This is a genomic window from Dyadobacter sp. CY261, assembly GCF_021440085.1.
Classification (GTDB): domain Bacteria; phylum Bacteroidota; class Bacteroidia; order Cytophagales; family Spirosomataceae; genus Dyadobacter.
Window position 1 is genome coordinate 446,924 of the sequence record NZ_JAKCPW010000001.1, and the last position, 24,644, is coordinate 471,567.

The 24,644-nt window shown below is 49.7% G+C and carries 21 protein-coding genes; 8 read left to right on the forward strand and 13 right to left on the reverse strand.

The features are described from left to right. Nucleotides 1-141: 141 nt before the first annotated feature. Complete coding sequence (locus LZD49_RS01820) at nucleotides 142-471, reverse strand: hypothetical protein (protein ID WP_234665603.1); 330 nt, start codon at nucleotides 469-471, stop codon at nucleotides 142-144. Nucleotides 472-600: 129 nt separating this feature from the next. Here LZD49_RS01820 and glgX point away from each other — a divergent pair, with 129 nt between their 5' ends. Next, nucleotides 601-2,781 (forward strand): glycogen debranching protein GlgX, encoded by a 2,181-nt coding sequence (glgX, locus tag LZD49_RS01825; protein WP_234665604.1) that lies wholly within the window; start codon nucleotides 601-603, stop codon nucleotides 2,779-2,781. Continuing rightward, on the forward strand, nucleotides 2,778-4,625 hold the full coding sequence (treZ, locus tag LZD49_RS01830) for a malto-oligosyltrehalose trehalohydrolase (protein WP_234665605.1): 1,848 nt from the start codon (nucleotides 2,778-2,780) through the stop codon (nucleotides 4,623-4,625). Before glgX ends, treZ begins: the two co-directional genes overlap by 4 nt. On the opposite strand, the gene LZD49_RS01835 is transcribed toward treZ, so the two are convergent. After that, nucleotides 4,612-5,184, reverse strand: a complete 573-nt coding sequence (locus tag LZD49_RS01835; RefSeq protein ID WP_234665606.1) for a hypothetical protein — start codon at nucleotides 5,182-5,184, stop codon at nucleotides 4,612-4,614. The two genes, treZ and LZD49_RS01835, sit on opposite strands and share 14 nt — an antisense overlap. Nucleotides 5,185-5,373: 189 nt before the next feature. On the opposite strand from LZD49_RS01835, the gene LZD49_RS01840 reads away from it, so the two are divergent. Continuing rightward, on the forward strand, nucleotides 5,374-6,813 hold the full coding sequence (locus LZD49_RS01840; protein ID WP_234665607.1) for an arabinose isomerase: 1,440 nt from the start codon (nucleotides 5,374-5,376) through the stop codon (nucleotides 6,811-6,813). 113 nt (nucleotides 6,814-6,926) lie between these two features. Here the strand turns inward: LZD49_RS01840 and LZD49_RS01845 are convergent, their stop codons facing one another. From LZD49_RS01845 to LZD49_RS01860, 4 genes are all read right to left on the reverse strand, one after another. Further along, nucleotides 6,927-7,094, reverse strand: a complete 168-nt coding sequence (locus LZD49_RS01845; protein WP_234665608.1) for a hypothetical protein — start codon at nucleotides 7,092-7,094, stop codon at nucleotides 6,927-6,929. 101 nt (nucleotides 7,095-7,195) lie between these two features. Beyond that, nucleotides 7,196-8,359 carry a class I SAM-dependent RNA methyltransferase gene (locus tag LZD49_RS01850; protein ID WP_234665609.1) on the reverse strand — a complete coding sequence of 388 codons (1,164 nt, stop codon included), beginning with the start codon at nucleotides 8,357-8,359 and terminating at the stop codon, nucleotides 7,196-7,198. A gap of 53 nt (nucleotides 8,360-8,412) precedes the next feature. Continuing rightward, a complete protein-coding gene (locus LZD49_RS01855) occupies nucleotides 8,413-9,321 on the reverse strand; it encodes an NAD(P)/FAD-dependent oxidoreductase (protein ID WP_234665610.1) in 909 nt (302 codons plus the stop codon). A 51-nt stretch (nucleotides 9,322-9,372) separates the two neighbouring features. Then, nucleotides 9,373-9,927 carry a TetR/AcrR family transcriptional regulator gene (locus tag LZD49_RS01860; RefSeq protein WP_234665611.1) on the reverse strand — a complete coding sequence of 185 codons (555 nt, stop codon included), beginning with the start codon at nucleotides 9,925-9,927 and terminating at the stop codon, nucleotides 9,373-9,375. A 327-nt stretch (nucleotides 9,928-10,254) separates the two neighbouring features. Between LZD49_RS01860 and LZD49_RS01865 the strand changes: the two genes are divergently transcribed. Then, entirely contained in the window at nucleotides 10,255-11,730 is a 1,476-nt protein-coding gene (locus LZD49_RS01865) for a glycosyltransferase family 39 protein (RefSeq protein WP_234665612.1), read from the forward strand. Between the two features lie 52 nt (nucleotides 11,731-11,782). On the opposite strand, the gene LZD49_RS01870 is transcribed toward LZD49_RS01865, so the two are convergent. The 3 genes from LZD49_RS01870 to surE form a co-directional block, all read right to left on the reverse strand. Then, a complete protein-coding gene (locus LZD49_RS01870; RefSeq protein WP_234665613.1) occupies nucleotides 11,783-14,104 on the reverse strand; it encodes a c-type cytochrome in 2,322 nt (773 codons plus the stop codon). Nucleotides 14,105-14,161: 57 nt separating this feature from the next. Then, nucleotides 14,162-15,460 (reverse strand): MFS transporter, encoded by a 1,299-nt coding sequence (locus tag LZD49_RS01875; RefSeq protein ID WP_234665614.1) that lies wholly within the window; start codon nucleotides 15,458-15,460, stop codon nucleotides 14,162-14,164. A gap of 226 nt (nucleotides 15,461-15,686) precedes the next feature. Beyond that, complete coding sequence (gene surE, locus LZD49_RS01880; protein WP_234665615.1) at nucleotides 15,687-16,421, reverse strand: 5'/3'-nucleotidase SurE; 735 nt, start codon at nucleotides 16,419-16,421, stop codon at nucleotides 15,687-15,689. 85 nt (nucleotides 16,422-16,506) lie between these two features. On the opposite strand from surE, the gene LZD49_RS01885 reads away from it, so the two are divergent. The 3 genes from LZD49_RS01885 to LZD49_RS01895 all read left to right on the forward strand — a co-directional run bounded on the left by LZD49_RS01885 (nucleotide 16,507) and on the right by LZD49_RS01895 (nucleotide 18,849). Then, nucleotides 16,507-17,409, forward strand: coding sequence for a diacylglycerol kinase family protein (locus LZD49_RS01885; protein ID WP_234665616.1), 903 nt, complete (start codon nucleotides 16,507-16,509; stop codon nucleotides 17,407-17,409). A gap of 109 nt (nucleotides 17,410-17,518) precedes the next feature. Next, nucleotides 17,519-18,523, forward strand: coding sequence for an NAD(P)/FAD-dependent oxidoreductase (locus tag LZD49_RS01890; protein WP_234665617.1), 1,005 nt, complete (start codon nucleotides 17,519-17,521; stop codon nucleotides 18,521-18,523). A gap of 2 nt (nucleotides 18,524-18,525) precedes the next feature. Continuing rightward, entirely contained in the window at nucleotides 18,526-18,849 is a 324-nt protein-coding gene (locus LZD49_RS01895; protein ID WP_234665618.1) for a 2Fe-2S iron-sulfur cluster-binding protein, read from the forward strand. Nucleotides 18,850-18,922: 73 nt separating this feature from the next. On the opposite strand, the gene LZD49_RS01900 is transcribed toward LZD49_RS01895, so the two are convergent. Together LZD49_RS01900 and LZD49_RS01905 are read right to left on the reverse strand one after the other, a co-directional pair. Further along, a complete protein-coding gene (locus tag LZD49_RS01900) occupies nucleotides 18,923-19,615 on the reverse strand; it encodes an SGNH/GDSL hydrolase family protein (RefSeq protein WP_234665619.1) in 693 nt (230 codons plus the stop codon). 55 nt (nucleotides 19,616-19,670) lie between these two features. Then, nucleotides 19,671-19,943: a hypothetical protein gene (locus tag LZD49_RS01905; RefSeq protein WP_234665620.1), complete on the reverse strand. Its 273-nt coding sequence runs from the start codon at nucleotides 19,941-19,943 to the stop codon at nucleotides 19,671-19,673. Nucleotides 19,944-20,101: 158 nt separating this feature from the next. Between LZD49_RS01905 and LZD49_RS01910 the strand changes: the two genes are divergently transcribed. Continuing rightward, nucleotides 20,102-20,824 carry a peptidase gene (locus tag LZD49_RS01910; RefSeq protein ID WP_234665621.1) on the forward strand — a complete coding sequence of 241 codons (723 nt, stop codon included), beginning with the start codon at nucleotides 20,102-20,104 and terminating at the stop codon, nucleotides 20,822-20,824. Between the two features lie 31 nt (nucleotides 20,825-20,855). Here LZD49_RS01910 and LZD49_RS01915 read toward each other — a convergent pair whose 3' ends face one another. After that, entirely contained in the window at nucleotides 20,856-22,241 is a 1,386-nt protein-coding gene (locus LZD49_RS01915) for a M28 family peptidase (RefSeq protein ID WP_234665622.1), read from the reverse strand. Nucleotides 22,242-22,319: 78 nt separating this feature from the next. Further along, nucleotides 22,320-24,641 carry an RND family transporter gene (locus LZD49_RS01920; RefSeq protein ID WP_234665623.1) on the reverse strand — a complete coding sequence of 774 codons (2,322 nt, stop codon included), beginning with the start codon at nucleotides 24,639-24,641 and terminating at the stop codon, nucleotides 22,320-22,322. Nucleotides 24,642-24,644: the final 3 nt, after the last annotated feature.

Here is a 24,644-nt window from a genome sequence, read left to right on the forward strand (position 1 = left end):
TTGCACCGGGTGTCTATACGATTGGCTCGCTCTGACACAAATAACGAAGTGTGTGTATCAGCGTTGCGGTATGCGTATCCTTGCATGCGCTGTAAAAATTATACCACAAGATACAAACTGGCATCGTTTCCTCCTAAGATATCACCCGGGATCTGCCTGCCGGTCGAGCAATTCCAGCCTTACCAGCTCCTTCAACTCGTCGACATGCTGCTGAATTGTCACCATAGGGTGAAGAAAGGGTTTGTTAAACTCCTCGACAATAGCTTTTTGGTCTCTCGATTCCGCCAGGTTACGCAGTGCGTCAATATGTGGCTGGTCGGCTGGGTCGTATTCGGTGTCCTCGTTGAAACCCGATACTTTTTCGAGAAAATGGTAGGTATCCAATAACTGTGATTTGTACATAGCATTGCTGAATCTGATAAAACCCTGGCCCTGTTGTGGAATTTCTTCCCGGATGTGTTCGGGCTGCATTGGCATAATTTTGTATCAAAAGCTGTACTAACGCCAAATCTTGTTGTCAAATACCTCAGCGAAACGCATGAAGCTGCATGATGGAGAATGAGGTGGGGAGCGGCGTGACGAGACTTAAATAAGCTGAATATGAAGAAGATTGCCAATAAGAAACTAGTTGATCAATCAGATCGAAGTAATGTTGAAGTATATCCTGGCGAGCCTTACCCGCTTGGGGCGACGTGGGATGGAAAAGGGGTGAATTTTGCGCTGTATTCTGAAAATGCCACAGGTGTGGAATTGTGCCTTTTTGATAGCCCCGATGCCAGATCCGAACAAATTAAAATACAAATCAAAGAAGTTTCACATTATGTCTGGCACGCCTACGTACCAGGCCTCAAACCCGGTCAACTTTACGGTTATCGGGTACACGGTCCTTATGAACCCACTGTTGGACTTCGTTTTAATCCAAACAAATTACTCATCGATCCCTACGCGAAGGCCATTTCCGGCACAGTGAAATGGCACGATGCATTATTTGGGTATAATATTGGCGACCCGGAAGAAGACCTGAGTTTCAGCGAGTCCGACAGTGCGCCATATATTCCCAAATCTGTCGTAGCCGATCAACTTTTCGACTGGGAAGGGGTGACTGCTCCTGAAATCCCCTATCACGATACGATCATTTATGAACTCCATGTGAAGGGTTTTAGCTGCCTTCATCCCGATATCCCCGAAGAAATACGTGGAACTTACGCCGGCTTGGCGCATCCAAGCAGCATTGCGTATCTAAAAAAACTCGGCGTCAATGCGGTGGAGCTCATGCCGGTGCATCACTTTATTTCTGACAGGCACTTGCAAGAACGCGGGCTGTCCAATTATTGGGGTTATAATTCCATTGGATTTTTCGCACCTGATGTCCGTTACAGCAGTTCCGGTACGCATGGAGAGCAGGTGAAGGAGTTCAAGCACATGGTGAAAGAGCTGCACAAAGCAGGAATTGAGGTGATCCTGGACGTGGTATACAATCATACTGGCGAAGGAAACCAGATGGGGCCGACACTTTCATTCAGGGGCATCGACAATATGGCTTACTATCGTCTGATGGATGGCCGTTACTACATGGACTATACCGGTACAGGCAATACGTTGAACGCCAGGCTTCCGAGTGTGCTGCGGCTCATCATGGACAGCCTGCGCTACTGGATCACCGAGATGCACGTCGACGGCTTTCGTTTCGATCTGGCCTCGACCCTGGCCCGAGAGCTGCACGAGGTCGACCGTCTGAGCGCGTTTTTCGATATTATTCACCAGGATCCGGTGATTTCGCAAGTAAAGTTGATCGCCGAACCGTGGGACATTGGCTTCGACGGTTATCAGGTCGGTAAATTTCCCATCGGTTGGGCGGAATGGAATGGTCGTTACCGCGATTGCATGCGCGATTACTGGCGCGGTGCCGATAGTATGCTGGCCGAATTTGCCGAGCGCTTCACAGGTAGTTCCGATCTGTACAAAGGAGAGGACCGCAGGCCAACTGCCAGTATCAATTTCATTACCGCACATGACGGCTTTACATTGAACGACCTTGTTTCGTATAATCATAAGCGTAATGATGAGAATGGGGAAGGAGGCCGCGACGGTGAGAGCCATAACAGCTCGTGGAACTGCGGGGCCGAGGGGCCTACGACGGATAAAGATGTTATTGAATTGCGGAACAAACAAAAACGTAATTTTCTGACTACCTTATTCCTTTCGCAGGGTGTACCCATGCTGGTGGCCGGAGACGAATGGGGACGTACGCAGCATGGTAATAACAATGCCTATTGCCAGGATAATGAGATTTCGTGGCTCAACTGGGATCAAGTGGACAAGAATTTGCTTGCATTTACGCAAAAGCTGATCGCGCTCTGTAAGGCTCATCCCACGTTCAGGCGCAAGCATTGGTTCCGTGGTCTGCCTATCAAAGGGATCGGCTCGGAAGACATAGCCTGGTTTTTACCAGACGGCCAGGAAATGCCCGACGAAAACTGGAACCATGATTATGCAAAATCGCTCGGTATATTTCTGAATGGTAAAGGGATCAGACACATGGATCCCAAAGGTAACCCGATTTACGACGACAGTTTTTATATCATATTTAATGCGCATTACGAACCGGTTGAATACACGCTTCCACACGAAAAGTACGGAAGCGAATGGCGAAAAGTGATCGATACCGCCGACTCCTGCGTGAGCAACGACGGTCAGGTGTTGACGCCGGGTGGCAGTTTTACGGTAGAAAGCCGTTCGGTAGTGGTATTCAGACATGCATTGGAGGAGCAAAAAATATGAGTTACGAAAGTTTAATGCAACAGCGACCGGGCGTAACTTTCAGTGAGCAGGGCGAAGCGCAGGTACTTGTGTGGGCTTCGAAGGCGGAAAAAGTTCAGATGGAATTTGGCGGATCAGCACAGCCGCTCGACCTTGAAAAAGGTGAATATGGGTTTTGGACCTTGGAAACGGGGAAGTTGTTGCCAGGAGACCGTTACAGTTTCCTGATCGACGGCCAGGGCCCGTACCCCGATCCCGCCACCCTCCACCAGCCAGATGATGTTCACGGCCCGTCCGAAGCCTTCGATTTGCAGAAATTCGAATGGACAGACCAGGATTGGAAGAATCCGAGCATGAAAGACTATATCATATATGAACTTCATGTCGGCACGTTTACAGACCAGGGTTCATTGGACGCCATACGGGCGAAGCTCGACTATCTGGTCCAGCTTGGCATTAATGCGATTGAAATCATGCCTTTATCACAGTTCGCAGGGAATCGCAACTGGGGCTACGATGGCGTTTTTCCGTATAGCGTGCAAAATTCTTATGGGGGCCCGGCGGCTTTACAGCGGCTGGTGAATGCCTGTCATGCAAAAGGGATTGCGGTGGTTCTGGACATGGTTTACAACCACCTCGGACCCGAGGGAAATATCCTGGGCACTTTCGGGCATTATTTCACGGATAAATACCACACGCCATGGGGAGACGCGATCAATTTCGATGATCAATGGTCGGATGCGGTGCGGCATTATTTCCTGCAAAATACGTTGATGTGGTTCCGTGATTTCCATATTGATGGGCTGCGCCTGGACGCCGTGCATGCGATTAAGGATTTTGGCCCGAAGCATATTTTGCGGGAGATCAGGGAAAGTGTGGATGCGCTTTCGCAGGAAACGGGCCGGGAGCATTATCTGATCGTCGAAATGGACTTGAACGACACGCGGTTTGTTGATCCCATTGAGAAGAACGGCTATGGCATGCATGCCCAATGGATCGATGAATTCCACCATGCGTTGCGGGTAAGCTCCGGACAGGAGCGGAGCGGTTATTATTCTGATTTTGACGGTGTTGTTGCACTTGCCAAGTCTTTTCGCGATGCTTATGTGTTCGACGGCATTTATTCGGAGCACCGGAAGAGAAAGTTCGGGATGAAGGCCGACGGTATACCGGGGCATCAGTTTATTGTGTTTTCCCAAAACCATGACCATGTCGGTAACCGTATGCTCGGCGAGCGCACGAGCCAACTAGTAAGTTTTGAAATGCAGAAATTACTTGCGGGAGCGGTTTTCATTAGTCCGTTTGTACCCCTGCTTTTCATGGGCGAAGAATGGTCGGAGACTAATCCGTTCCAGTATTTCGTAAGCCACACCGACCCCGAGCTGGCAGAAGCCGTACGGAAAGGCCGCAAAAGTGAATTTGCCGCTTTTCATCTGGAAGGCGAAGCACCGGATCCGGTTGCGGCCGAAACCTTCGAAAATTCGAAAATACAATGGAATTTACCCGATCAGGAACCGCACCAAAGTATGTTCCGGTACTACCAAAAGTGGATTGCCTTGCGCAAGACCGAACCTGTATTGAAGGAATGCGATCGCACAGGGCTGTCGGTGGAGGTTTTTGAAGAGAACAAGTTGATTATCGTCCAACGCGTATGGGAGCAACAACATTTGGTTGCGTTTTTGAATTTCTCGAAATCCTCTCAAAATGCGTCTTTGCCATCTGAACATTCGGCATGGCAGAAGCTGATCGCCTCGTCCGATCCCATTTGGAATGGGTCACAGGAATTGTCCGAACGGTTAGACGAGGGCGCATTGACTGTACCGGCCGAGTCAATTACCGTTTATACCAATATTATAAATTCCTGATTTTAATCCGGATCTCCTGAGGCGCGGCTTCGTCCCCGCCGAAATAGGGAAGTAACTTGTAAGCAATGCCGACGCCACCCGAACAGTGGCGCGGCATTGTTGTTTCTATACCGCGGTAGGTGAAAACATAGGAGTTATCGCGAATGTCGATGCGGAAGCTGGTGAGTTCATTGAGTTCAGCCGTGCCCAGTTCGCGTTCCTGGCGTACGCCATTGACATATATGTATGCATAAATGCGTAGCGCACCCTCCCGCCAGTTCCAGCCGATACGTGCGCTGTTGTTCTGGTGTTGCGAGCTGCAATCCGAAAAGCCATAGAGCTTATTGATATCGTTCTGATTCTCGGGGACAGCGTTTTTATAAACACAACTACTATCGAATATCGCTTGAAAACGCATTGAAGAGGCTGTAAACGGCGTGTTCAGGTTGCGGTCGACTTCATGATTGCCCGCCTGAATGGTGTACGTGATAAAATCATCCCCAAAACTGGGCGTGTTGCCAATCCATTCACAGGAAACGGCGCCGACCAGGAGGAAAAGCGCCACTATATATCGTTTCATCCGTTCTCGTTTTAGAGGTTTTGAGCTGCGCTGCGGCCGTGATCCAGCATAGGAACGTATTATCTGACTAAAAATTGAGGGACGGGCACCACAGTTCGTATTTCGACAAATGGTGTCAGTCTTACACATTTTTTGAGTAAGACGATGGAATTGCTGCTTTATTGAAAGGCAACAATTTTATAATGAACTATGGCAGAACAGCAAAGGTACAATCTTCGCATCGGCTTATTTGGCATTGGGCTGGAAGCTTATTGGGGACAATTCGAGGGGCTTGAAGTGAGGTTGAGAGGCTATGTCGATGTGGTGGAAGGGCGACTGGGTGGCTACGGAGCCGAGATTGTGAACCTCGGGCTGATCGACACCCCTGAAAAAGCACTGGCGGCAGGGCACCGTTTCCGGCAGGAAGATGTGGATCTGATTTTCCTATATGTAACGACTTACGCATTATCCTCGACCGTGCTGCCCGTTGTAGCCCGTGCCAAAGTGCCCGTGATTGTGCTGAACCTCTCACCCGCGCCAGCGATCGATTACAGCTGGTTCAATGCCCTCGGCGACCGCACGCGCATGACAGGGGAATGGCTTGCCTACTGTTCCGCATGCCCCGTGCCGGAGATAGCGAACGTGTTCCGGCGCTCCCGCATTCCGTTTTACCAGATCACCGGCACGCTGAATGACGACCCGGAGGTGTGGCGGGAAGTACGTGAGTGGATCGAGGCGGCAAAGGTGGCGCACACAATGTATCACAACCGCCTGGGTGTAATGGGTAACTATTATGGCGGGATGCTTGATATTTACTCCGACCTCACATTGCAATGTGCCACATTTGGCGGGCATGTCGAAATCATTGAAGTTGATGAATTGTCGGCCCTGCGCGAAGCCGTTTCGGAAGAGGAGACGGATGCCACGTTGCAAATCTTTGCCAGTACCTTCGACATACAACCCGATTGCTCCGATTACGAGTTGCGCCGCGCCGCACGCACTGCTTCCGCATTGGAAAAGCTTGTTGAAATACACCAGCTTGGCTCTATGGCCTATTACCACAAAGGAACCGGCAACCCCCTGAATGAGGACACCATGAGTTCGGTGATCCTCGGTAATTCGCTTCTTACAGCCCGCGGCATTCCGGTTGCGGGGGAATACGAGGTGAAGAATGCACAGGCAATGAAAATCATGGATGCTTTTGGTGTAGGGGGCTCTTTTACAGAATATTATGCCATGGATTTCAAAGACGATGTCGTGCTGATGGGGCACGATGGCCCCGGGCACATTGCCATTGCCCAAGGAAAAACCAAAGTGAAGCCTCTGTACGTATACCATGGTAAAGTGGGCAATGGCCTTTCGGTAGAAATGAGCGTCGCGCATGGTCCGGTGACGTTGCTGTCAGTGGTAGAGACGGTGGACGGAAAGGTGATGCTACTGGTCGCGGAGGGAGAATCAGTACCCGGGCCTGTTCTGGAAATCGGGAACACGAATAGTCGCTACCAGTTTTCGATCGGAGCCAAGCGGTTTGTGGAGCAATGGAACAGTCATGGACCTGCGCACCATTGCGCGGTGGGCATCGGGCACATTTCTTCGAAAATCGGTAAGCTGGGAAAACTGCTGGGAATTGAGACCGTGTCGGTGTGTTAGTCGCCTTATCGCTGAACGGGAATGGTAAGGGCATAAAAAAACGAAGTCCGGATGATCTTTCATGCGGACTTCGCTCAACTTAGGAACCATTTAATAAGGTGCTTCTATTGATGCTACCTCTGCTGTTTTCCCAGACTGTGACGTTGTTTTTGGTTACTGGTAAGATTATCACCTTTCACCATTTCTTCTTCACTACGCCTGCTGTCCAGATTGTCTTTGTTTTCAGGTCGGCTCTGGACCTGGCCTTTCGGCATGGTTCCTGAACTTTGTGATTGCTTCATGACAATTTTTCTAAATGGTTATGTCTTATATTATCTAAATATTGTGCCAAAGTTGGCAATAATTGTATGCCAAAAGTGATGGTGGATGCGGATAAAGTCTATCAAACCCTTCTTGAACCCTCGTAAAGTTCGTATTCCAGCAGCCTGCAATCGATTTTTCCTGAGTAAAACTCAATCCTGCGCTTGGCTTTCAGCCCGATTTTCTTGGCCAGATCCAGGTTGCCGGTAAACACGTACCCGAAATATCCCCCACATTTCTGTTTCATAAAATCACCAATCCGGGCATAAGTTTCTTCAAGTTCGCCGATTTCGCCAAGACGCTCTCCGTATTCGGGATTAATAAAAAAGACACCCTTATTATCCTGAGGCACTTCTGAATCTGCAAAATCACAAACGTCGAATTCGATCATATTGGCCACACCGGCGGCGATCGCATTCTTTCTGGCATTGGCAATTGCATTCAGGTCATGATCCGTAGCAATGATGCGTGCTTTTGGTGCTTCAATGATCTGTGCTTCCAGTTTGTCCTGTTCGGCATAATACACTTCCTGGTCATACCCAAGCAAATGCATGAACGAGTAATTATCCCTGAAAAGCCCCGGACGGCTATTAGTGGCGATCAATGCGGCCTCGATGGCGAGCGTGCCCGAACCGCACATCGGGTTGAGGAATGCTGAGTTCCGGTCCCACTGGCTGGCGAAAATGGTAGCGGAAGCCAGCGCTTCGAGCATGGGTGCTTTGCCTGGGATTTTGCGGTATCCATGTCGCGCCACCGATTCGCCTGAGGTATCGATGAAGGTCTCCGCCCGGTCGTCCTTCCAGAACAGATGCACCACAGCCCCCTTCAACTCCGAGCCCGTCGATGGCCTTACGCCCTTCTTGTCGCGCAGCCTGTCGACAATCGCATCCTTCACACGCAGGTTCGCGAACATCGTGTTATTGACCGTATCGGTCATGACGTTGCTGGTGACCGAAAAATATGCATCCGCAGCCAGGATATCCTCCCATTGCATGTTCGAAAGGAAGCGGTAAACATCGTCAGGATGCCGCGCGCTGAATGTGCCGAGGCTATACAGCACCTGACTCGCGCAATAGAGATTGAGGTTCAGTTTGATGCAGTCATTGACTGTGCCGCGGAGCTGCACCCCCGTTGCGAAGGTCTCCGCTACCTGGTAACCAAGCGCTGTCACCTCTTTCTCAAGATATGGCGCAAGGCGTTTGTAGCAGGTGATGACAATGGGGGCGGTAGTATTAAATAGGGACATTGGATAAGAACTTTCAACTTTGTGCGCAAAACTACCGCATTACAGGAAGCAAATCAGTACTCTTCACCGATTAATTCATGATTGAGCCTCGCGCCGGCAGTGGTACCGGATGCCATTGCCCCTGTTAAACCCCTGAATGCACCACTGTTATCGCCCGCGGCGTAAATACCTGCAACGCTGGTTTTCTGTGCTTCATCGACTTTGATAAACCCTTGCGGCGTAAGTGCGCAACCCAGTTCTTCGGGTAATAAGGAATGCTGGACAAATGCGGGCCGATGGTACAATGCGGTGATTTCGCGACTGGAACCGTCGCTGAGGTGCAAAGTGTTGAGATATCCGTCCTCGTGAACCAACGAAGCAATAGGCGTCTCAACGATTTCCGCACCGAAAGCGAGCATTTTCTCCCGGGTTATTTCGTCAAATGTCGCAGCACCATTGGTATAAAGCGTAAGGGAAGCGGTCCAGTGTCGGATCATGCGCACGTATTCGAGCGCCATTTCACCGTTGATGAGCACGCCGGTGCGGGCGTCGCTGTATTCGTAGCCGTGACAATAGGGGCAATGGATGGCGCTGATGCCCCAACTTTCCGCAAAACCAGGGATTTCGGGTATCAGATCGCGGATGCCCGTCGCGAAAATGATTTTTTTAGCTTGTATTAAGAGGCCGTCGTCGGTACCAAGTAAAAATGCACCATCACTTCCTGATGCCGAGGTTATGAGCCCGGTGCGCAGGCTCACGGTCGGGTAGGCAAGTACCTGCTCGCGTGCGAGGGCGGATATTTCAGCAGGTGTTTTCCCGTCGTGGGTGATCAGGTTGTGCGAATGCGGCGTCTGGCGGTTGCAGGGTTTACCGCTGTCGATGATGGCCACCTTGCGTCGGGCACGGCCGAGCGTCATCGCCGCCGAAAGCCCAGCGTAGCTGCCGCCAATAATGGCAACGTCGAAATGTTGTTGATCAATCATATTGAATTTATACGAATGTCTCAAAAATGAGACATGGTTGGACAAAAAATTTTAAATACCTATCCCTTTACTGAAAGAAAACCAGGCAAGCTGCCGTGCTGCCGGGCGATCGATGGAGCCTTTTTGTTGGGAATTAATAAACACCACTACCACACTCTGAAAAAAGTTATGGATCCAGTCAACCGTCATGGTTTGATGAATAACCCCCTTTGCGAGCAATACCTGCAAATTTCCTTTCCAAAGCTCAAAAGTGTGATCGTACTCCGAGCATTGTTCATTGGCGGCCTGGTGTTTGTGGTCGTGGAGCGTGTGTAATTTATGTAAAAATGTGTTTTTCGAACCACAGTCCAGCCCGGCGTAAAACATGCCTTCCAGCCGTTCTAATGGGCTTTCCGAAGCGTAGTAAGCATTAGTTATCGCTATTTCACAAGCCCTGCGGATCTCCTTCTGACATTTATCCATCAGTTCCTTCCGGTCTTTGAAATACCGGTGCAAAGTCCTCCGCGTCACCTGCGCCTGATCCGCCACTTTTTCCAGCGGGGCAGACAGGTCTTCATTAAAAATCAGGATCGCAGCGTCAATAATGCTTTGCTCGGTGTCTCTCATGATGGGCAAATGTAAGTATTGTGTCTCAAATGTGTGACATATTGCTCAATTTTCTTTTTCAGGCATCATTTTCATTCTACGGGGCGGTCGGTAAGATTGGCTACCAATAAACGCGTTTGAACCATTTAAAAATTCTTCCATTGCCGTTTGAAAATGTTTCCCGGTTGGCTGCGTGCTCACTTGCTAAGGGTAATCTTTAAAAATTCATGACGAGAATGTGGAAAGGCATTCGGTTTCGAGTTTGCGTTTTCCTTGCTGCAATGCAGCATCATAAAATTATCAGTGGTCATAATCTTGATGGCATCCAACGGTATACTTGGAAACAATATGAAGTTAAAAAATGCTCTCGTTTACAAACCCAACACAGCTGGCTGGATTTTGACGATCTCCTTCATCTCGATGACTTTCATTCCCAGGTCGCTGGATGACACTATGTTCGTCGACGGCCTGGCTTATGCCGCCATTGCCAGGAACATGTCACACGGGCTGGGTTCATTCTGGCAACCGCACTTTGCTGACTCTTTCTGGTTAACTTTCAATAACCGATGTCCGTTCTTCTGTGAGCATCCGCCATTGATGTTTGGAATGCAGGCTGCGTTGTTTTGGCTATTCGGCGATACGACCTTTGTGGAGAATTTTTACAATCTTCTGGTGCTGGTGGCAACCGTGTTACTGCTATCCGGCGTATGGCGGTTATTGCTCAGAGACAACGATTTCGTACGGAAGCAAACATGGTTTCCGGTCATGATGTGGTATGGGCTTCGGGTTGTTTGGTGGAGCATGCCGAATAATTTGCTTGACTCCACAATGGCTGTTTTTTGCCTGGCATCCGTATGCTTGCAATTAAAGGCATTCGAAAAAAATCGGCAAACCTTTTATCTTTTGGTTTCAGCCGGGATGATTGTATGCGCTGGACTTACCAAAGGTCCGGTGGGTCTGTTTCCGATAGCATTCCCATTATTATACGGATTTGTCTACGAAAGGCGGGAGCTTATTACTGCACTTCTAAGATCGTTGGCCCTTTTTCTCACGGTCGCTTTGATCTTTTCGATGATCTTGCTGAACGCACCGGCCTGGGTTTTACTCAGTAACTATTTTGAAGGTCAGGTGGTTTCGGCCCTTTTAGGCCACAGAGAAAAAGTCAGTAATGATTGGACCGCCCATTTCTATCTGGCGCGATTACTATTCTTTAATATTGTTCCTCATCTCGCCATTTTGTTGGTATTGAAATTAATCGGAAAACGATTAAAGCTTGAAGGGACGATTCGGCAAAGTTCTAAGAAACTCGGTGCCCTCGCATTGTTAACCTCAGCCCTGATTGTTTTGCCTATGCTGGCGAGTGTGAAGCAGGGCGACTATTATTTAATGCCGGCCATGCCGTTTGTGGGGCTGTTTTTTGCGGCTATCACTGTTGATGTAGTCCAGGCAATATTTTCGAGAATCACCGTTGTGTCTTGGACTATCATGGTCGGGATGTCGGTGCTTTTGGTGTGTACTATGGCTTATAAATTGTTGCATCAGGACCGTGACCCTACGTTTGAAATAGCGAATGATCTTGCCCAAATCATTCCTTCGGGTTCCAAGATTTATTTGCCGGCCTCCATCTCCATGTGCTCGGAGATCCACACGCCATTCCAGAGATATGCGGGGCTTTCAATTGCCTTCAATGCCGGGGAAACGGATTATTCGTTTCTGGACAATCCCGAAAAGTGCGTGCTGGATTCTTTGCGCCGCACCGGTGAGTATCGGTTAACAGCGCTGCGACACGGTGCCTTTCTCGCAGTCAGGGGCCGTGAGCGTTAAAAATAAAGGCACCTCTCGCGAAGTGCCTTTATTTTAAAATTCAAAACATACATCAAATTCCATTCAGCTCGGCTTCGGTAAATGCTTTTTCCCGGCCTGTGAGTTTGGTGCGGACTTTGGTTACTTCTTCGGTGGTGACCTTGTCGGCATTGTTACGCCAAGAGCGGCGGATGAAGCTTAGCAACTGGGCGATGTCTTCACTGGGCATGTCTTTGTCGTAGCCGATGCCGGGCATGTCGCCACTCACTTCGGGCGTTTGGTACACGTGGCCATTCACTTTCACCGGGCCCGTTAGGCCGAAAAGGACAATGGAAATAAGTTTGTCTTTATCGCCCGTTACCCATTCCGACTGGTTCAGTGGTGGTGCGAGCGATTTCACGCCGCCGCCATCGGCACCGTGGCAAGTTTGGCACACGGAAGTAAATAGCGCTTCGCCTTTCGGAAATTCCTTTTTCAGCATTTCGGGATTCCGGTTTCCCTGTGCACTGCGGATGGCGGTTACGACGCGCGTCAGTTGCTTGTTGATTACGGCATTCTGGTCGGATACCGAGGCTGAAATGGCGCCGTGGAAGAGTTCTTCCACGTCCTGCAAGTTGCTGATCACCGCGTCGGAGACATAGCGGTTGTTAGGATATTTGAGCGCCAGCTTGTTCAGTAGCCCGCGGGATGCATTCTGGTCAAACTTTTCGATGCTTTTGCATAGCAATGCAATGTAGGGCGCTGCTAGCGTATCTCCGGAATCGACGATGCCGTCAAAGGCCGTTGCAAACTGCTGATAGGAGCCAGGTGTGATCACTGCCGCCGACGCGTAAAGTCCCTGTGCGCGGAAAATCCAGGCCGGCTGCCGGATCCAGCTCAATGCTTCCTCAGGTTTCAGGGAGTTCAAGCCTTCCAGCGTCCACATAGCGTGGATCGCCAGCAATGGGTTAGCGGTTTGTTTGATGGCTTCGCGCAATGCGGGTACCGTTTGGTTGTATTTGCCGTCGATCAGCTTTTGTTGTGCGCGGTCGCGTGCCCAGCCGTTGGGGTGGCCTAGCAGTTTCACCAATTCCTGTGCGCCGTCCGGAATGATTACCGGTTTGGGTTGCGAACCTTTTGGAACAATTTTATAAATACGGCCTGCCGAAAGAGGCTGCGTCAGATCGCGTTTACCTATCTGGCCTTTCAAATAGGGGGTCAGATAGGTTTTGTGTTGGATAATGCCCCGGTACATGTCGAGTACGAATATGCTGCCGTCGGGTGCGTTGTAGAGGCTTACCGGACGGAAGCGTTCGTCGGTGCTGGCGACGAATTCTTTGCCTTTGTAGGCAATATCACCTTTCACGACGTAGCCTTTTTCATTAAGCAGGTCGCGCTTGATCAGGTTTGCGGATGGCTCAGGTACAAATGCATTGAAATCGAAATTCTTACCAAACAAGTCGCCGCGGTAAATCACCGGACCTGCGGCGGCGGTGAATTCGTTGAGACGCAGGCTGTCGTCGAGGACGTTTTTCATGTAGCCGCGGTTTACGCCCGGCGTCGGATGAAGCGGATATACCTTGTTGTTGGCTACGGATTTCTCATTATAACCGGCCACGCCTTTCTGGTTTCTGTTCCAGGCACCGAAGCCGGCCGGGAAATAGTCACCAAGCAGGTTTTGGGAATTGTTGTTATAGTAAAGCCGACCGTAATTGTCCTGACAAATACCCCATTGCCCGCGGAAATGCGTATGTTCAATCACCCACTTACCGCCAATACGACGATAACGCTTATCGGATTTTGCATTGTAGATCCAGTTGTCCATCGCGCGGAGCAGGCCGTTGGGCTGGTGTTCTACGTTACCACCTTCGGTGTATTTGGGATCCACAAGTGTCTTTTTGACGACCTGGTCATTTTTCAATTCATAAAACCAGAGATTGGTTGGCTCGGCCACAAGGATGCCGTTGTCGATCAGGCATATCGCACGCGGGAGGATGAGCGAATCGATCACGATCTTGCGATCGTCGTACACGCCGTCCTTATTCTTATCGTCGAGGATCACGATGTTGCCGTTCGGAATGTCTTCGCCGGTGCCGATGGTATCGGGCATATAACCGACCATCTCAACGACCCACATGCGGGCCTTATCGTCGAACTGCATGGCCACAGGAGCACTCACAAGCGGCTCGGCAGCAACGAGTTTTACTTCGAACCCATCTTCGACCTGCATTTTGGCGATGGCTTCCGAAGCGGAAAGGAATGGCGATTTTCCGGCAGTTTGGGCCGGTTTTTCCTCCTTTGCAACAGTGGTTGCAGCGGAAGTCGAGCTTTGCTGGCTGGATTGTTTGTTGGTTTTGCAATAAACCAACATAAATGAAGCTGCCAGAAACAAGAGGGGATATTGGTACTTCTTCATCAGGATGCTGAACTAGCAAAATTAGTAGCTATGGTGATTTTTTGGCGAAAGCCGGGATTAGTTCTGTAACGATTCTTCGACCGGTTTCATTTTGGCAGTCAGGAAATGGATGATGAGCCATGCAATAATGTAGGCCAAACCACAGATTACGAACAGGATATTATACCCCGCGCCGATGTTACCGGTTCCTTTGTAATAATCGAGCAATGCACCAACGAGCAGCGGAAAGAAGGTCGAGCCCAGCGAGCCGGCCATTCCACCGATCCCTACGACTGAGCTTACGGCGCGTTTGGGGAAAATGTCGGAGACGATCGTAAAAATATTGGCGCTCCAAGCCTGGTGAGCAGCGGTAGCGATCGCGATAATGGCTACGACCGTCCAAATATCAGTCGCAAACTGCGCGAGGATGATCGGCATTACAGCAAACGCCACGATCAGTAACGTTGTTTTGCGGGCTCTGAGCGGCGCCCAGCCTTTTTTTATGAGGTAAGAGGACAAATAGCCGCCGCCGATACTCCCGAAAGTAGTTGCCGTGTAAACGATCGCTAAATGCAGGCTCGGTTTTTTCAAATCGAGTGCAAATGTGGTCGCGAAATAGGAGGGTAGCCAGAAAAGGAAGAACCACCAAACCGGGTCTGTCAGGAATTTACCGACGATAAACACCCATGTTTGCGGGAGCCTGACCAGTTTGGTCCAGTGAATGGGCTTTTGACTTTCACCGTCTCCGGCCTCATTGTCGCTGTGGATAAATGCATATTCTTCGGTACCGAGTTTCTTGTGGCGTGACGGGATTTCATACATGGACCACCAGAAAAACAACCAGATAAAGCCGAGTGCGCCGGTGATCAGGAATGCGCCCTGCCATCCGTAACTGCCCAGTAGCCAGGGGACAAGGATGGGCGCAGCTACGGCACCGATGCTCGTTCCCGAATTGAAAATACCCGTTGCCAGTGCGCGTTCTCGTTTAGGAAACCATTCGGCAGTGGCTTTTACCGCCGCCGGGAAGTTGCCCGCTTCGCCAAGACCCAGCACCGCGCGAACGGCCCCGAATCCGAAGGTGCTTTTGACAAACGCATGCGCTATCGCAGCAATGCTCCATATGATGATAGACACGGCGTAGCCAAGTTTGGAGCCGATCTTGTCGATGATATTACCGAAAACAATATAACCTGCCGCATAACATCCGGCGAAAACCATGACAATGTTGGCGTAATCACTTTCAGTCCAGTTGAATTCAGTTTCGAGGGTCGGTTTCAGGAGTCCAAGAATCTGTCTATCGATATAGTTGATGGTGGTTGCAAAGAAGAGTAATGCGCAAATAACCCAGCGATAATTGCCAATATTGGTTTGTTTCATGATGGGGAATAACTGATTTCTTGGATTCAGGAATGAACGAAAATACGTCTGTTTGGGGATAAGACTGCATTTTGTCCATTCTACCCCTTAACGATTTTGTAAAGACTTTCGCCAAAAAAATCCCGCACCTGATTGGGCGCGGGATAGAGGTACTCTGATGGAACGTCTCGTAAATAATTTAACATAACAAAATACAGCCCCAAGACGGTTCGGCTGCCGAAGCTACTTAGGTAATGGGGTAGGCAAGCTGCGCTTTTACGAGCTCGGCTTCGTTGGTCAGATCGAGGCGGAGAGGTGTAATGGAAACGTAATGGTTTTCAATGGCCCAGCGATCGGTACCTTCTTCGGCAGGTTCCAGGGGCACTACGGTAAACCAGTAATGCTTGCGGCCCATGGGGTCGAGGGCCGGGACAATGTTGTTGTCGTAGAGCCGCACCGACTGCCGCGTCCAGCGCACGCCCTGGGGGTTGTGCGGGAAGTTTACATTGACCAGATTTAAATGCGGATTTTTGAAAAGCAAGTCCAGCGCTCTTTCCACAAACGGATCGAGGGCGTCGAAATCGGGTTCAATATCCGTTGGCGTGCTTAATGCAATGCCTTTAATACCGAACAATACTGCTTGCTTGGCTGCGGCCAGCGTGCCCGAATGCCACATCGCATTCCCCAGATTTGGCCCCAGATTGATTCCCGAAAGCACCACATCGGGTTTGTCCCACAAATGTTGCCCAAGCGCCACGCAATCGGCTGGTGTTCCATTGACACGGTAGGCGTCGATGCCATTGAAATCAATGGGTGATTTTTTATAGGAAAGAGGTCGGGATGCCGTAATCGCATGGCCCATAGATGATTGTTCTACATCGGGGGCCACAATTTTAACCTCCCCGAACCGCGAGGCAATTTTGGCAAGCGCCGCAATACCCGGGCTGTATATTCCATCGTCGTTCGTTACCAGAATTTTCATAACGTATAGCGTTTTCAGGTGAGTATTAATAAAATTATGCCTGGTATGTTTTTTATAAAATGGCATGTAGGCTATACATCCGGATATGAAACGAACAACCCTTTTACACAACCCCACAGCCGGGGATAACGACTTTTCCAAAAAGGAACTCGTCAGGCTCATCGAGAAAGAAGGCTTCGACTGCAATTATGCATCGGTGAAAGAGGAAGGATGGGATGAGTTTGAAAATGACATTGACTTCTTGATTATCGCAGGCGGCGACGGGACAGTACGGCGTGCAGCGAAGGCGCTGATGAAACGCAAGCGGCTCGACAAGCAATATCCTCTCGCGCTTCTGCCGCACGGCACCGCCAATAACATTGCGACGGCATTGCAGATCAATGGCCATCCCAAAGACATTATTCCGCATTGGCACCGTTACCACCTGCAACCGTTCGATATCGGCCGGGTCCATGGAATATGCGATGACCTTTTCTTCCTGGAAGCATTCGGTTATGGCATTTTTCCCCGACTCATGAAGGTGATGGACAAAATCGAGAGCGATATCGGCAATACGGCAGAAGAAAAATTGAAAGCCGCCCGCTCAGTGCTGCTGGAAATCGTCCAAAGCTACGAGGCCCGGCGATGTACGATCATAGCCGACGGTGTAGAGCATTCGGGGAATTACATTATGGTCGAAATCATGAATATCCGCTCTATGGGCCCGAACCTTGTGCTGGCGAGTAATGCGGAACCAGGCGATGGTTTCCTGGACGTGGTAATGGTGTCGGAAGCGAGCCGCAACAGGTTCGAATCGTTTTTGCAGAGCCGTATTAATGATGACGATAAAGAATTCAGCTTTTCGACCATCAGGGCCAAAAAGCTGAAAATCCTCTGGGAAGGCAAGGATGTTCATGCCGACGACGAACGGCTGAAAATGGAAAAGCCGCTCGAAGTGGAGATCGAAATACTTCCGGATATGATGCAATTTATGATCACCGAAATGTGATCTCATAACTTTTGGTTATATAGCATAACCATTTGTGATTGGCACCTGATGTGAATGAGCGGTACATTTGAATCATCAAAATTTCCAAAATTCTCAGTCACATCAGGTTATGATTCACACAGACATTTGCATTATCGGCGCGGGGCCAGTAGGGCTCTTCGCAGTATTCGAGGCAGGGTTGCTGAAAATGCGCTGCCACCTCATCGACGCCCTGCCGGTAGTGGGCGGGCAGCTTGCCGAAATTTATCCTCAAAAGCCTATTTACGACATTCCCGGAGCACCGGCCATTATCGCCGAAGACCTTGTGAACAACCTCATGCGGCAGATCGAGGAGTTCAAACCCGGTTTTACATTGGGCGAAAGGGTAGAGGCGCTCGAAAAGCAGGAAGATGGCAGTTATATTGTCCGTACCAACGAAGGCACCCACGTGCATTGCCAGGTGGTGGTGATTGCAGCCGGGCTCGGTAGCTTCGAACCGCGCAAGCCAGCCGTAGAGCAACTGGAATATTTCGAAGGCAGGGGCGTACACTACATGGTCAAAAAGCCGGAGCAATTCAGGGGACGCAAAGTCGTGCTCGCCGGTGGTGGTGATTCCGCGCTCGACTGGACAATCTTTTTGGCCGAAATCGCCGAACGTGTTACACTCGTGCACCGCGGCGATACTTTCCGCGGAGCGCCCGATTCTGCCGAAAAAGTGCATGATTTGGCTGGCAGGGGTAAAATTGACCTGATTCTACAAGCACAGGTGAGCAAACTGGGCGGTAACGGGGTGTTGAAAGAGGTTTCCATTTTAGGAAACGACAAGTCTGTCACCAGCATTCCTACCGATGATTTTATTCCGCTTTTTGGTCTCAGTCCTAAGCTCGGCCCCATAGCTGACTGGAACCTGGGCGTGGAAAAATCAGCCATCATTGTCGATACGGTGGATTACTCCACCAATGTCGAACGCATTTACGCCATAGGCGACATCAATACTTATCCGGGTAAGTTAAAATTAATCTTGTGCGGTTTCCATGAGGCCGCCATCATGATGCAGAGCGCATTCAAGTACGTTTACCCCGACCAGAAATTGAGTTTTAAATACACTACGGTTAACGGTGTAAACCCATTTTAGTCATGATCAATATATTCATAGAGAACGACTTAGGAGATCGTCAGGCATTGGAAGTACCTACCGATATGGGCTTCAACCTGATGGAGATCCTGAAAGCATACGAATACGACATACAAGCAACATGCGGGGGAATGGCGCTCTGCGCGACCTGCCATATTGAAGTGCTGGAAGGTAAGGACAAGCTGCCGGGATCCAACGACCAGGAGTTGGATACGCTGGACACGCTACCCAATGCGGACGCGAACAGCCGCCTATCGTGCCAGTTGCGGCCCTCGGATGCGATGGATGGGCTCGTTATCCGCCTCAAAGCATGGGAAGAAGCTTAGTTAAGGTTATTAGAATTTTGGAATAATAGTACATAAACCTCTGCTGGCCATCCAGCGGAGGTTTTTAGTTTAATCAAAATAGCTTCCTGACCTCTAAAATGACGTCATTGACCCACAATCTGTACATTTTACCGGAGAAATGGAGCTGGTCGCTGGCGATCATCGTGGGGTCATTCAATGCTTTTCGGGAAATGCCGGTAATGTCGATAAAAACAATTTTCAGCTTATCGCACTCGTCTTTGGCAATGGCGTTGAAGCTGTCTATTTCTGCGGCAATATGATCGCGGTTACCCTCGCCCATGGCTGTTACACCCCAGTCGGGAATGGAGAGGACGAATACATTCCCCGCGTCCCCGCCGGCATAAGTGATCGATTTCTGCAATAACTGTCGAAATTCGATGCGGTATTCTTCCTTATTCCTGCCCTGGTATTGGTTATTGACACCAATCAGGAGCGACACCAGATCGAATGTTCCTGTCGGTGGGCTTTGTTCCAATGCATCGAGCAGGTTACGCGTCGTCCAGCCGGTCCTTGCGACGATTTGTGGCGTAGCTATGGACTTTCCCCCATCTTCCAGCTCATTTGCTAATATTACCGGCCAGCGCTCGTCCGGCGCGACACTTTGCCCGATGGTATATGAATCGCCCAGTGCCAGGTATCGCGCTTTGCCACTTTCTTCCGGCTGGCTGGGCACCAACGGTGCAGGATTTTGTGTGCCGCCACAGGCCAGCATGCACAGTATGATCACAATTTGATATAGTTTCATGCCTCATATACTGTTTTCATGGCTGCTTTGGATCGAATAAAGGAATTTAACAGCGTTAGAAATTCGTATTTGCTTTGGGGTAAATGCATCCCGGACTTACCGCGATCAGGTTTAATGTGGTGCCGGCAAGTTCTTTGTTACCAGTTAAATGTATCCTTGCTGATGCTTCGTCCGGTTTAATGGCTGTGGTGAAAGCTTCCAGGTAGTGTCGGTGTCCAGGTCTTACCGGTGCGTTCGGCTCGCATACAAAAATGTCGGTGATGGTCCAGGGTGTGGCCACAATTAGGTGTTCGTCTCGCTCTGCTAAGTGGTGAACAGTGTGGATCATGGCGGTGGCGTGGATTAGTTTGTCTTAAATATCGATGAAAAAGGGAATTATTGCGGTGTTCATCGGGTGATTTGGTACTTTTAGGGTCAGTTTATTGAGTGTATAATGCCTGAAAACGTGCGAAATGCTGCATAAGGGCTGGTTTAAAGTGTAGTAAAATGACTTATTGTTTAGGAATAAAAGTAAAAGAAGGGCTTGTAGCGCTCGCCGACACGCGAATTACAGCTGGTACAAACACCACCACCAAAAAGAAGGTGTACATCAAGCAAAAGGACAATTATTCGATGTTTATCATGACAAGCGGATTGCGTTCGGTGCGTGACAAAGCAGTACATTATTTTGAAGAACTCATTAATGAGGGTGTCACCTACAATAAAATGTACAAGGCCGTGAATGCCTTTGGGGAGCAGATCAAACGGGTGGCCGAGGAAGACAAAGGGGCTTTGGATAGAGCAGGCTTCAAATTTAACCTGAACTCCATTGTAGGCGGCCAAATGAAGGATGACGAGGGCCATAAATTGTTCCTGCTCTATTCTGAGGGCAACTGGGTGGAACTCGATGAAGGGTCGCCTTATGTGATCATCGGCAACTCGGGTCAGGGAAAAGCGATCCTGAACCGCGTCCTGAATGAAGATTCTACTATGAAGCAGGCATTAAAAGCAGGCTTCCTGTCATTTGATTCGACACGTGTGAGCAACAATGACGTCGATTTTCCGATCGATGTTATTTTGTATAAAAAAGATAGTTTCTCGATTGTAGAGCATCGCTACGAGCAAAAGGATATGGAAGAAGTGTCGCGGTTGTGGGCCGAAAAGCTCAAGCAAGCGCTGGACGATATCCCGGAGGAGTGGATGGACAAGTCTTTTGAGAAAATCGAATAGCAAAGGTGGGGTAAGCCCCACCTTTGCCGTTTTATTCCAAACCGTACTTGTCGATCAGGTAGAGCATAGATGCCATCGCCGCAGCACCTAGTTCGAGTTCGCGCTTGCTGACGGCCTCGAACTTGTCGTTGGCGGCGTGGTGATAATCGAAGTAACGTTGCGTATCCGGCATCAGACCAAGCAATACCGTGCCTTGCTGTGCGAGTGGGCCGATATCCGCACCACCGCCACCTGGACCCAGCTCGTGAATGCCGTAGGGGATAAAAAGCTTCGTCCATTGTTGGATTTTAGCCTTTTGAGCAGGAGCTCCGACAATACCGAATCCCCGTGGCGAAAACCCGCCGTGATCCGACTCAATGGCTGCAAGGTGTAGTTCTTTTTTAGATTTGGCAGAATCCGCGTAGGTAATGCCGCCCCTCATACCATTCTCTTCATTCATAAACATCACAGCCCGAAGCGTATTGTGTGGTTGGTAGCCCAAGGCTTTCAGGATCCGAACGGCTTCGATGGATTGCACACAGCCTGAACCGTCATCGTGTGCGCCCTGTGCAAAGTCCCAGGAATCAAGGTGGCCACCGACCGCGATGAACTTGCCGGGGCTGGATGTACCCTTCAGTTCGCCGATCACATTATGGGAGGGCGCGTCGGGGAGTATTTCGCAGTTTTGTTCAAAATAGAATTCCGTTTCGGGATTTGCCTTTAATGCTTTACTGAGCAATTCCGCCCCGTTGGTGCTGATAGCCGCGGCCGGGATCATCGGAGCACCCGCGGCGTAACGCATGCTGCCTGTATGCGGGAAGTCGTCGAGGCGGGTTGTCATCGAACGGGTAATCGAACCGATCGCCCCCATTTTGGCGGCTTCACTAGCCCCCGCACCACGTTGTTCGACGGCCCCGGCGTATGCTTCGAATGTATTGATCTTGGTGGGGTCCATCGGACGGTTGAAGAACACAATTTTACCTTTCACCTTCTCGGTACCCAGCTCACGGAGCTGTTGGAAGGTGGTTACCTCAATCACTTTGGCCTTAATACCGCCTTTCGGCGTGGCAATCGAACCGCCCAATGCCGCGATCGGGACTTCTGTTTTTTGTTTACCACTGATGATCCGGGCTTTCTCTTTCGCACCACGTACCCAATGCAGTACCATCACATTTTGCAGAAAAACCCGATCGAAATGCTCACCTTTCATCACCGATTGGGTGTAAACTACGGCCTTGGCAGCCCCGTCTGAGCCGCTCAGCCTTGGTCCGACCTGCTGGGTCAGATGTCGTAGCCATTCATAGGACTTGCCTTCGGCCAGGGCAGCATTGTAAATTTTCCGGATGAAAATCGAGTCGGCCTGAAAATCGGTTTGGGCTGAAACAGGTAGCGCCATCCCTGCTATGGACATGGACAGCGCTGTAAAGAGTTTTTTCATTATGTGATAGGAGTTTTGGAGTTTATAAGCTCAAAGTTTACGAATGTTTACTTTAAACTCATAAACTCTAAACCCCATTTAGCTCGGCTTTACATTTTTACCCTGCCATTTGGCAATCGAGAGCAATAATGCGGGCAGAAGGATCAAGTTAGTACACATGGCTACTAGCAATGTGATTGACACCATTACACCCATCGCCGCTGTTCCCCCGAAACTCGACGCGGAGAAGATCGAGAAACCGCAAAACAGGATCACCGCGGTGTAAATCATACTCAAACCGGTTCCGAAAATGGATGCAGTAACCGCTTTGGAAGGTGTCAGGCCATTCTTGTGAAGCTCTTCGCGATAGCGTGTCAGAAAATATACCGTACCGTCTGAGGCGATCCCGAATGTAATGCTGAAAATCAGGATGGTCGTCGGTTTAAAATAAATATCGAAATAACCCATAATACCGGCTGTCAGTGCAAGTGGGATCAGACAGGGCAGTTTGGAAAGCAGGATGATGGGGACCGAGCGGAACAACACCATTCCTACGATCGCGATGAGGACAATGGCGATCAGCAGACTTTCATACAAGTTGCTGAGCAGGTAATCGTTGCTTTTCAGGAAAACCAGGCTGTGGCCGGTAAGGCTCACTTTGTATTGCCCGGGGCTGAAAATCGAATCTACCTTTGGGCGGATCCGGTTCATTAGCTCTTTGATCCGTTCCGAACCGACGTCGGCCATCTGGAAGCTCAGGCGGGTAACGCTTTTGTCATCGTTCAGGAACGACGAGAGTTGCTTCGCAGCGCCTTGCTGGCTTTGCAGGTAAGGTGTCATTTTATTCAGTTCCAAAACACCCGGCAATGCGTAATACTTGCTGTCTCCGCCACGGTAACCCTGGTATAGGAATTTAGACGCCTCCACAATCGAAACCGGCTTCGAGAACTCGGGAAATTTGGCCATTTCGTTTTGAAACGCCTTGATTTTATAAAGCGTCCTGGCCTGATCGGCAAAAACGCCGTTCGGCTGTTTGGTGTTGATCATTACCTCGAACGGCAATACACCATTGAAGTTCTTTTCGAAAAAACGTAAGTCGGTATACACAACGTCTTTCTTCGGCAGATCGTCCACCACGTAGCCGATGGTTTTGATTTTGGTCATCCCAATAGCCGAAACGATGATCATAACCACCATCGCAATGTAAATCTCCTTCCGGCGGTGATGTACGAGCCGGTCAATCATTTTCAGAAATCCGGAAGCCCACTTTCCGTCAAGGTGTTTCAAATGACGTGGTTTTGGTGCGCTCATGTAATGTAGCGTAATGGGCAAAAGCACCAGACAAAGCACATAGGTGACCATCACGCTGATGGCGGCCACCACACCGAATTCAACCAGGAGAATACTGTTTGTGAAATAAAATACCCCAAAACCGATAGCCGTGGTCATGTTGGCAAGGAACGTCGACAAGCCGATCTGCCGGATCATTTCGCGCAATGCTTCGTCCTTGTTGTTATGTAATACAAGCTCCGTCTGGTACTTGTTGATCAGGAACACGCAATTGGGCACACCGATTACGATCAGCAGGGGAGGGATTAGGCCAGTTAATGCGGTGATTTTGTAATTAAATAAATGCAATATCCCAACTGAGAACACCACGCCGATCAGCACTACAACGATCGACAGTAACGTGAGCCGGAAAGAACGGAAAAATGCCCAGAGAATGACTAATGTTACAAATACAGCCAGCCCCATAAACAACTCCATTTCACCGGAGATCTTTTTCATGTTCACGGTCCGGATGTAAGGCATCCCGGAATAATGCAAGTCAGTGTTGTATTTAACGGCGAACTCTTCCGCCATTTTTTCGATGTCGCCAACGATTGTCAATCGGCGCTTGGAGTTGAGTTCCTTGTCGTTGAAGGTGATGACGATAAGGGTCGCGTTGGTTTTGCTGTTTAGCACCAGCCCTTCGTAAATGGGTAGGTTGGTAATTTCTTTTTTGAGACTGTCGGCCTCCGTTTGTGTAGTGGGAATGTCGCGGATAACCGGAGTGAAGTCGAAACGGGTGAGACTGTCATTACGGGTAATCTTATAAACATTGGCGAGTGAGAGCACAGTTTTGATTCCTTCCGTTTCCTTGATTTGCTGCGAAAGCTTGCACCAGTCGCGGAATTTATTGATTTCGAACAGCTGTGGGTCTTGCCACCCGATGACCATTACGCTGCCGTCTTCGCCGAAAAGCTTGCGGAAGTCCTGATATTCTTTCTCCACAGGATCATTGGAAGGAAGAATTCGGGCGAAATTATAGGAGAGTTCAATCTTGCTGGCTTCATAGGCAATAAAGACCGTCGACACTAACACTAATGCAACCCACAGAAGCCGGTAGCGGATAATGTAAGCTGCTATTTTATTCCACATAAT